The organism is Stutzerimonas frequens (genome assembly GCF_024448335.1).
Lineage (GTDB): Bacteria > Pseudomonadota > Gammaproteobacteria > Pseudomonadales > Pseudomonadaceae > Stutzerimonas > Stutzerimonas frequens.
Genome location: NZ_JAMOHM010000005.1, coordinates 294,232 through 301,612 on the forward strand (window position 1 = coordinate 294,232; position 7,381 = coordinate 301,612).

Annotated in this window: 5 protein-coding genes; 2 read left to right on the forward strand and 3 right to left on the reverse strand. The window is 64.9% G+C overall.

Translation table 11 applies throughout. From position 1 onward, the window contains the following. The first annotated feature begins 17 nt into the window (after positions 1 to 17). Together NAO55_RS10030 and NAO55_RS10035 are read left to right on the forward strand one after the other, a co-directional pair. A complete protein-coding gene (locus NAO55_RS10030; RefSeq protein ID WP_102838888.1) occupies positions 18 to 1,424 on the forward strand; it encodes an adenosylmethionine--8-amino-7-oxononanoate transaminase in 1,407 nt (468 codons plus the stop codon). Between the two features lie 86 nt (positions 1,425 to 1,510). Continuing rightward, the gene (locus NAO55_RS10035; RefSeq protein WP_102838889.1) at positions 1,511 to 2,227 is read left to right on the forward strand and encodes a 16S rRNA (uracil(1498)-N(3))-methyltransferase; all 717 of its coding nucleotides are present in this window, start codon (positions 1,511 to 1,513) and stop codon (positions 2,225 to 2,227) included. 13 nt (positions 2,228 to 2,240) lie between these two features. Here the strand turns inward: NAO55_RS10035 and NAO55_RS10040 are convergent, their stop codons facing one another. The 3 genes from NAO55_RS10040 to NAO55_RS10050 all read right to left on the reverse strand — a co-directional run. After that, positions 2,241 to 2,711: a chemotaxis protein CheW gene (locus tag NAO55_RS10040; protein ID WP_102838890.1), complete on the reverse strand. Its 471-nt coding sequence runs from the start codon at positions 2,709 to 2,711 to the stop codon at positions 2,241 to 2,243. Then, positions 2,708 to 3,760 carry a chemotaxis protein CheB gene (locus tag NAO55_RS10045; RefSeq protein ID WP_102838891.1) on the reverse strand — a complete coding sequence of 351 codons (1,053 nt, stop codon included), beginning with the start codon at positions 3,758 to 3,760 and terminating at the stop codon, positions 2,708 to 2,710. The genes NAO55_RS10040 and NAO55_RS10045 overlap by 4 nt, the downstream gene beginning before the upstream one ends. Beyond that, positions 3,753 to 7,381: hybrid sensor histidine kinase/response regulator (locus tag NAO55_RS10050; protein ID WP_256070153.1), on the reverse strand; the 3,629-nt coding region annotated here is incomplete at its 5' end. The genes NAO55_RS10050 and NAO55_RS10045, both read right to left, overlap by 8 nt.

Below are 7,381 nucleotides of genomic sequence, written 5' to 3' on the forward strand. Positions count from 1 at the left end.
ACTGCGGAGGACCAACCATGAGCCTGAACGACAGCTGGATGCAACGCGACCTCGCCGTGCTCTGGCATCCCTGCACCCAGATGAAGGACCACGAGCAGTTACCGCTGATCCCCATCCGCCGCGGCGACGGCGTGTGGCTGGAGGATTTCGACGGCAAGCGTTACCTGGACGCGGTGAGTTCCTGGTGGGTCAACGTGTTCGGCCATGCCAACCCGCGCATCAACCAACGCATCAAGGACCAGGTCGACCAGCTCGAGCACGTGATGCTCGCCGGCTTCAGCCACCAGCCGGTGGTGGAACTGTCGGAGCGGCTGGTCGCCTTGACGCCGGCCGGCCTGGAGCGCGTGTTCTACACCGACAACGGCTCCACCGGCATCGAGGTGGCGCTGAAGATGAGCTTCCACTACTGGCGCAACAGTGGCCGCGAGCGCAAACAGCGCTTCGTCACGCTGACCAACAGCTATCACGGCGAAACCGTTGCCGCCATGTCGGTGGGCGACGTCGCGCTCTTCACCGACACCTACAAGCCTCTGCTGCTGGACACCTTCAAGGTGCCGAGCCCGGACTGCTACCTGCGCCCCGAGGGCATGAGCTGGGAAGAGCATTCGCGGCAGATGTTCGCGCACATGGAGCAGACCCTGGCCGAGCATCATCAGGACATCGCCGCGGTCATCGTCGAACCGCTGATCCAAGGCGCCGGCGGCATGCGCATGTATCACCCGGTCTACCTCAAGCTGCTGCGCGAAGCCTGCGACCGCTACGAGGTACACCTCATCCATGACGAGATCGCCGTCGGCTTCGGTCGCACCGGCACCATGTTCGCCTGCGAGCAGGCCGGCATCACACCGGATTTCCTCTGCCTGTCCAAGGCCCTTACCGGCGGCTACCTGCCGATGGCTGCGGTGCTCACCACAGACAAGCTGTACCAGGCGTTCTACGACGACTACTCGACCCTACGAGCCTTCCTCCATTCGCACACCTACACCGGCAACCCGCTGGCCTGTGCCGCCGCGCTGGCGACGCTGGACATTTTCGCCGAGGACAATGTCATCGAAGCGAACAGGGCCCTGGCCGCGCGCATGGCCAGCGCCACCGCGCACCTGGCCGATCACCCGCACGTGGCCGAGGTGCGCCAGACCGGCATGGCACTGGCCATTGAAATGGTGCAGGACAAGCCCACTCGCGCGGCCTATCCGTGGCAGGAGCGTCGCGGCCTCAAGGTCTATGAGCACGCACTGCAGCGCGGCGCCCTGCTGCGGCCGCTCGGTAGCGTGGTGTATTTCCTGCCGCCGTATTGCATTACTGAAGAACAGATCGATTTTCTCGCCACCGTGGCCAGCGAGGGTATCGACATCGCCACGCGCGACAGTGCACAGGTTTCGGTGCCGGCGGGGCCGTATCCGGATTTCCGCGATCCGGGCTGAAGTCACGTAAGTGTGCGGCGGTCTGCTGACCGGACCGCCGATGCTTTAGACTTGCAGCCTCATCCACCTCGCCCTGCCGTTGCCCTATGCGCCTATCCCGCTTCTTCGTCGACGCCCCCCTTTCCCTCGGCCAGCATGCACTCCCCGAGGCGGCGGCCCACTACATCGGGCGAGTCCTGCGCCTGTCGACCGGCAGCGTGGTGCAGCTTTTTGATGGCAGCGGCCAGGAGTATCGCGGCGAGCTGACGGAGGTCGGCAAGAAGCGCGTTAGCGTCGAGTTGCACGAACGCCTGGCCGGGATGCCGGAATCACCGCTGCAGATACACCTCGGGCAGGGCCTGTCGCGCGGCGAGCGCATGGACTGGGCGATCCAGAAGGCCACCGAGCTAGGCGTCAGCGAGATCACGCCGCTAATCAGCGAGCGGTGTGAAGTGCGCCTCAACGATGAGCGGGCCGACAAGCGTCTGGCCCACTGGCGGCAGATCGCCATCAGCGCCTGCGAGCAGTGTGGCCGTTCGGTCCTGCCGATCATCCATTCACCGGTTGCGCTTCGCGACTGGCTGGCCGTCGAGGCCGACCTCAAGCTCGTGCTGCACCCGGTGGCCGAGCCGCTGGCGAGCCATACCAAGCCGCAAAGCCTGGCGTTTTTGATCGGTCCGGAGGGTGGCCTGAGCCAGAGCGAAGTCGAACAGGCTGCTGGGCAGGGCTTTCTTCCGGCGCGGCTGGGGCCGCGGGTTCTGCGCACCGAAACGGCGCCGGTGGTGGCGCTGAGCGTGGCGCAGCAGCTATGGGGAGACTTCTAGCACCCAGGCGTGCTCAGATCAGCCCGGCATCCGCCAGCTGCTGCTCCAGGCCGACCAGATCGGGAATGCGCGCCTGCATATCGCCCAGGTCGACAGCGTCCAGCTCCAGCGGAGCAAGCGCCGCATCCGCTCGAGCCAGACTGGTATCCACCTTTATCGAATGCGGAATACCCTGCACCAGCAATGCGATGAACTTGACGTGTTCGCGCCCACCCACCGCGTTGAGCACAGCTACCCGGGCAGTCTGGCCAACCGATGGCGGCTGCCCGGTAGACGCTGCCTCGAACGACAGCAGCGGCAGGCTCAGGTCGCGCCACTGCACCTGACCGAGAAACCAGGCCGGCATGCCCTCGGCGGCCTGCGGCGCGCGGTACGGAATCAGCTCGGCCACCGCGACGTTGGGTACCAGCAACATGCGGTCGGCAAGCGGCATCAGCAGCCCGGTGAGGCTTTCCGCGTCCTGAGAAACGACCATCTGACTCATGAGTTATTCCGTAGTAAAGACGTGGTGGTCGTACCGACCTGATTCACCAAATGATTGACCAGCGCCTGGGCCAGTTCGCGAGGATCGCCACTGTAGGAGCTGTAGCCACCCTCGCGAAGATTGTCCGGCATGCTCGAGCAGGCGCAGGAGTCGGCCCGCTGCGTCCAGACCCTGGCGCCCTGGCGCAGGGCATAGGCGGCGGCCGCGCTGCCGTCGCTGCCCATGCCACTGAAGGCGATGATGCCGCAACGTTCGCCGAACTGCTGCGCCAGGTTCAGCATCATCTGATCGATCGACGGACTATACGGCTCCGGCCAGCAGCGACCGGTCAGCCGCGTGCGGCCGTCGGCCTCGAACCCCAGCTCCTCGCCGATCGGCGCGATGATCACTTCGCCGCAGCGAACCCGCTCACCCGGACGGACCTGGCGCACCTGCCATTGGCTGTGCCGGCCCACGGCCTGGGACAGCGCCGATTCGAAGCTGGCCTCGATGTGCTGGGCATAGATGAAACCCACCGGCAGCCCGCCCGGCAAAGCGTCGAGAAACGCCTTCACAGCCTCAGGCCCACCAAGCGAGGCAGCCAGCAACCAGACCTGAGCTGCTGGCTCGCCTACATGCAGCGCCGAATCGGCGAACACCGCCGGCAGCGTCAGTCGCTCGAGCCCCTGCCCGTCGCCCTGCAACACACCCAGGCGTGGTCCCACCGCACGCGACGGATCCCCCACCAGGCGCTTGAGCTTGCTGAACAGGCTGCGCTCCCAGCGCGGGTAGAATTCGGAGTGCCGTTCCGGTGCATGCCCTTCGCCGAACAGCACGCGCGTGGTATCTCGCTCCAGGAGCGCATCCACCAGCGGCGAATCCTCGGTCTGCGCTAGGTCCACCAGCCAAAGATCGGCCTCGGTACCGTCCAGGTCGGCCGGCTCCAGGCGCGCCGGGTCGTTGTTCAGCACGACCTGATAGCCACTGCCGGTCAGCGCCTGCTGCAGCACATGGCGCTGCAGCGAGGTGTCGGCTAGTACCGCTATGCGTGCAGAGAGAACGTCAGACATCGGCGTGAACCAGGCGCTGAATGGCTTCGAGCAGGACAGACTCCTGATACGGCTTACCCAGATACTCGTTGACACCGATGCCGAGCGCCCGATCGCGGTGTTTTTCGCCTGTACGCGAGGTGATCATGATGATCGGCAGGTCCTTCAGACGCTCGTCGTGACGCACCAGCGTGGCCACCTCGAAACCGTCCATGCGCGGCATTTCAATATCTAGCAGCATGATGTCCGGCTTGCGCTCCTGCAGCTGGGTGATAGCGTCCACTCCGTCCTTGGCGGTCAGCACGTTCATGCCGTTGCGCTCCAGCAGACGGCTGGTCACCTTGCGCACGGTGACCGAGTCGTCGACGACCATGACCAGGGTTGGCCGCTCGCTCTCCGTCTCGACGGGCTCCTGCGGTAGCTCGAGCAGGCGAGGCTGATGCAGTTGAGTGAGCTGGTGGGCATGCAGCACGCGAATGGTAGCCAGCAGGTCGAGAATCACCACCACGCGGCCGTCACCGAGGATGGTCGCGCCGGAGATGCCATGTACACCAGCAAACTGCGGGCCGAGGCTCTTCACCACGATTTCGCGGGAGCCGGCCAGGCTGTCGACCTGCACCGCGACGCTGTGCTCTTTCGAGCGCACCAGGATCACCGGCAGCGGCAGACTCTGTCCGACCAGCTTCGGCTTCTGCCCGTTGTTCAGCAGATCACCGAGGTAGCGCAGTTCGTACGCCTGCCCGGCGTACTCGAAACGCGGTGCATCCGGCTGGTAGTAGGCCTCCAGCTCGTACGGCGAGACCCGTACGATGCCCTCGATGGTATTCAGCGGAATCGCATAGAGATCCTCACCGGAATAGACCATCAGCGCCCGGTTGACCGACACCGTGAATGGCAGGCGAATCAGGAAGCGTGTGCCCTGACCGAGGGTCGATTCGATGCTCATGGAGCCGCCGAGCTGCTTGACCTCCGAGTGCACCACGTCCATGCCGACGCCGCGGCCGGAGATCTGCGTGACGCGCTCGGCGGTGGAGAAGCCGGCTTCGAGAATGAACTGGAGAATCTCGTGCTCGGACAGATCGCTACCAATGGACATCAGGCCGCGCTCGATCGCCTTGCGCCGCACCGCCTCCAGGTTGATACCGCCACCGTCATCCGCCAGGGTCAGCAGGATATCGCCACCTTCACGCGCCAGGTCCAGACGGATCGTGCCCTGCTCGGGCTTGCCGGCGGCCCGGCGCCGCTCGACCGACTCGATGCCGTGGTCGACGGCGTTGCGCAGCATGTGTTCGAGAGGCGCGACGATGCGCTCAAGAACGCTACGATCCATCTCCCCGGTTGCGTTGCCGACCATGAATTCGACCTGTTTTCCGAGCTCGCCAGCGACCTGCCGAACGATCCGGCGCAGACGCGGCACCAGGCGCTCGAAGGGCACCATGCGGGTGCGCATGAGGCCCTCCTGAAGCTCGGTATTGACCCGCGCCTGCTGCAGCAGCAACGTTTCAGCGTCTCGGTTGCGCGCCGCCAGGGTTTCCTTCAGGTCGAGCAAGTCGGAGGCCGACTCGAACAGCGCACGGGAAAGCTGCTGCAGCTGCGAATGGCGGTCCATCTCCAGCGGATCGAAATCGTCATAGCCAGCGCGCTCGGCTTCGGCCTGATAGCGGCTGAGAATCTGCGCCTGGGTTTCCGTGTCCAGACGGCGAAGCTGGTCGCGGACACGCTCGATGGTCGCTTCCATCTCGCCAAGCGTGAACCCGACGTCGCTGACCTGCTGCTCCACCCGGCCACGGAAGATCGAGGTTTCCCCGGCCAGGTTGACCAGCCCCTCCAGCAACTCCGCCGGTACCTTCACCAGTTCCTGTGGTGCGCGCCGTGCGGCAGCTTCCTGAGCCGCCTGCTGCGCGCGGCGAATGAACGGCAGCACCTTTGCCGGAGCGGGGCTTGCAGCCGGCTGGACGCTGGCAGCGACAATCGGCTGTAGCAATGCCGCCGGCTGGCCGAGCGGTTGATCAACCTCGACCGGCTCCTCCTGCGGTTGCTCGGCGCCATCGTCCGCTAGGCCGGCGCGCAGCTGCTCGACATCCCTCAGCAGTGCGTCATATCCCTGTTGTACATCGAGAAACAGGCTGTCCGGCCAGGGCGCCCCCGACTGCTGGGCCTCGCTCAGGCGCTGTTCCAGATCGTGCGCCAGGTTGCCCAGCGCACCCTGCCCGGCAAGGCGCGCACCGCCCTTGAGTGTATGCAGAACGCGAAGCATGTCAGCCAGCGGTGCAGCATCGTCGCGGCACGCATCCCAGCGACCAAGGGCTGCCTCCATGTCCTCAAGCAGATCATCGGCCTCCTCGACGAAAATATCGAGAATTTCGGCCTCAGCAGTCTGTGGAGCATCGTCTTGCGCGGCCTTCAGCGACACGCTGCTGGGCATACTCAGCTGTTCGGCGGGGCTGTCGCGAAAAGCCTTGATGGTTTCGATCAACCCATCGCCTTTCGGCAACGGTTGATGAGCACGCACGGCCTCGAGCATCTCGGCCAGTCGGTCCTGACAGGCTTGCAGCAGCCCGAACAGCTCGGGGCTGGCCCGATAGCGGCCGGCACAAAGCCCCTCGTACAGGTATTCAAGTTCGTGCGCCAGGTCGCCGACCTCACCGATATCGGCCATCCGCGCACCGCCCTTGAGGGTATGCAGGTCACGCTGTAGCGCTTCGAGCTCGAAACTGTTGTCGACATCGGTCATCCAGCGCTGCAGGCCGCCAGCAGCACTCTCCAGCAGGTCGAAGCCTTCCTCCAGGAAAATCTCGACCAGTTCCGGATCCCGCTCATTGGCCGGGGTGCTTGCCTCGGTCTCCGCCGGGTCGATAGGGGCAGAACGATCATCGGTTTCAGGCAGGTCCAGCTCGACCTCCTCGACGAACGTCAACGGATCCGGCATCGGTTCAGTGCTAGCTGCATCCTCATCGCTCTGCTCTACCGTAAGCTCATCGAGCTCCGGCAATGGCAGCTCGGCAGTATCGGAAAGCTCGCCCTGCTCCGGCAGGCCGGACAGCTCATCGGTTGCGCTCGGGCATATGTCGGGGCCGCGATCGAGATCGCCATTGTCAGGCCGAGCCTCGGGTGTCATTTCCTCGACTGGAAAGCTGCCTCCCTGGCGAAACCCCCGCATCGCATCGATCAGCGCCTCGGCACCGCTCATTGGCTGCTGGCGCTGCAGCTGCTCGAGCTGCAGCGCCAGATGGTCGTGACTGCGCTGGAGCAGCGCGGCCAGCTCGGCCGAATGGACGTAACGTCCATCGGAAAGCCCCTCGTAAAGCGACTCGAGTTCGTGCGCCAGATCACCAATCGGGCGAATGGCCGCCATCCGAGCGCCACCCTTGAGGGTATGCAAATCGCGCAACAGCGCCGACAGCGCCATCTGGTTGGACGGATCGGCGAGCCAGCGATCCAGCGCCTGCCCAGCGCTTTCCATCAGGTCCACAGCCTCGTCGAGGAAGATATCCACCATCTCCGGATCGAAATCTTCCTGCGCTTGTGGCTGCGTCAAATCATCTGCAGGCCAGGCTTCGGCTTCGGCTTCGGCTTCGGCTTCGGCTTCGGCTTCGGCTTCGGCTTCGGCTTCGGCTTCGGCTTCGGCTTCGGCTTCGGCTG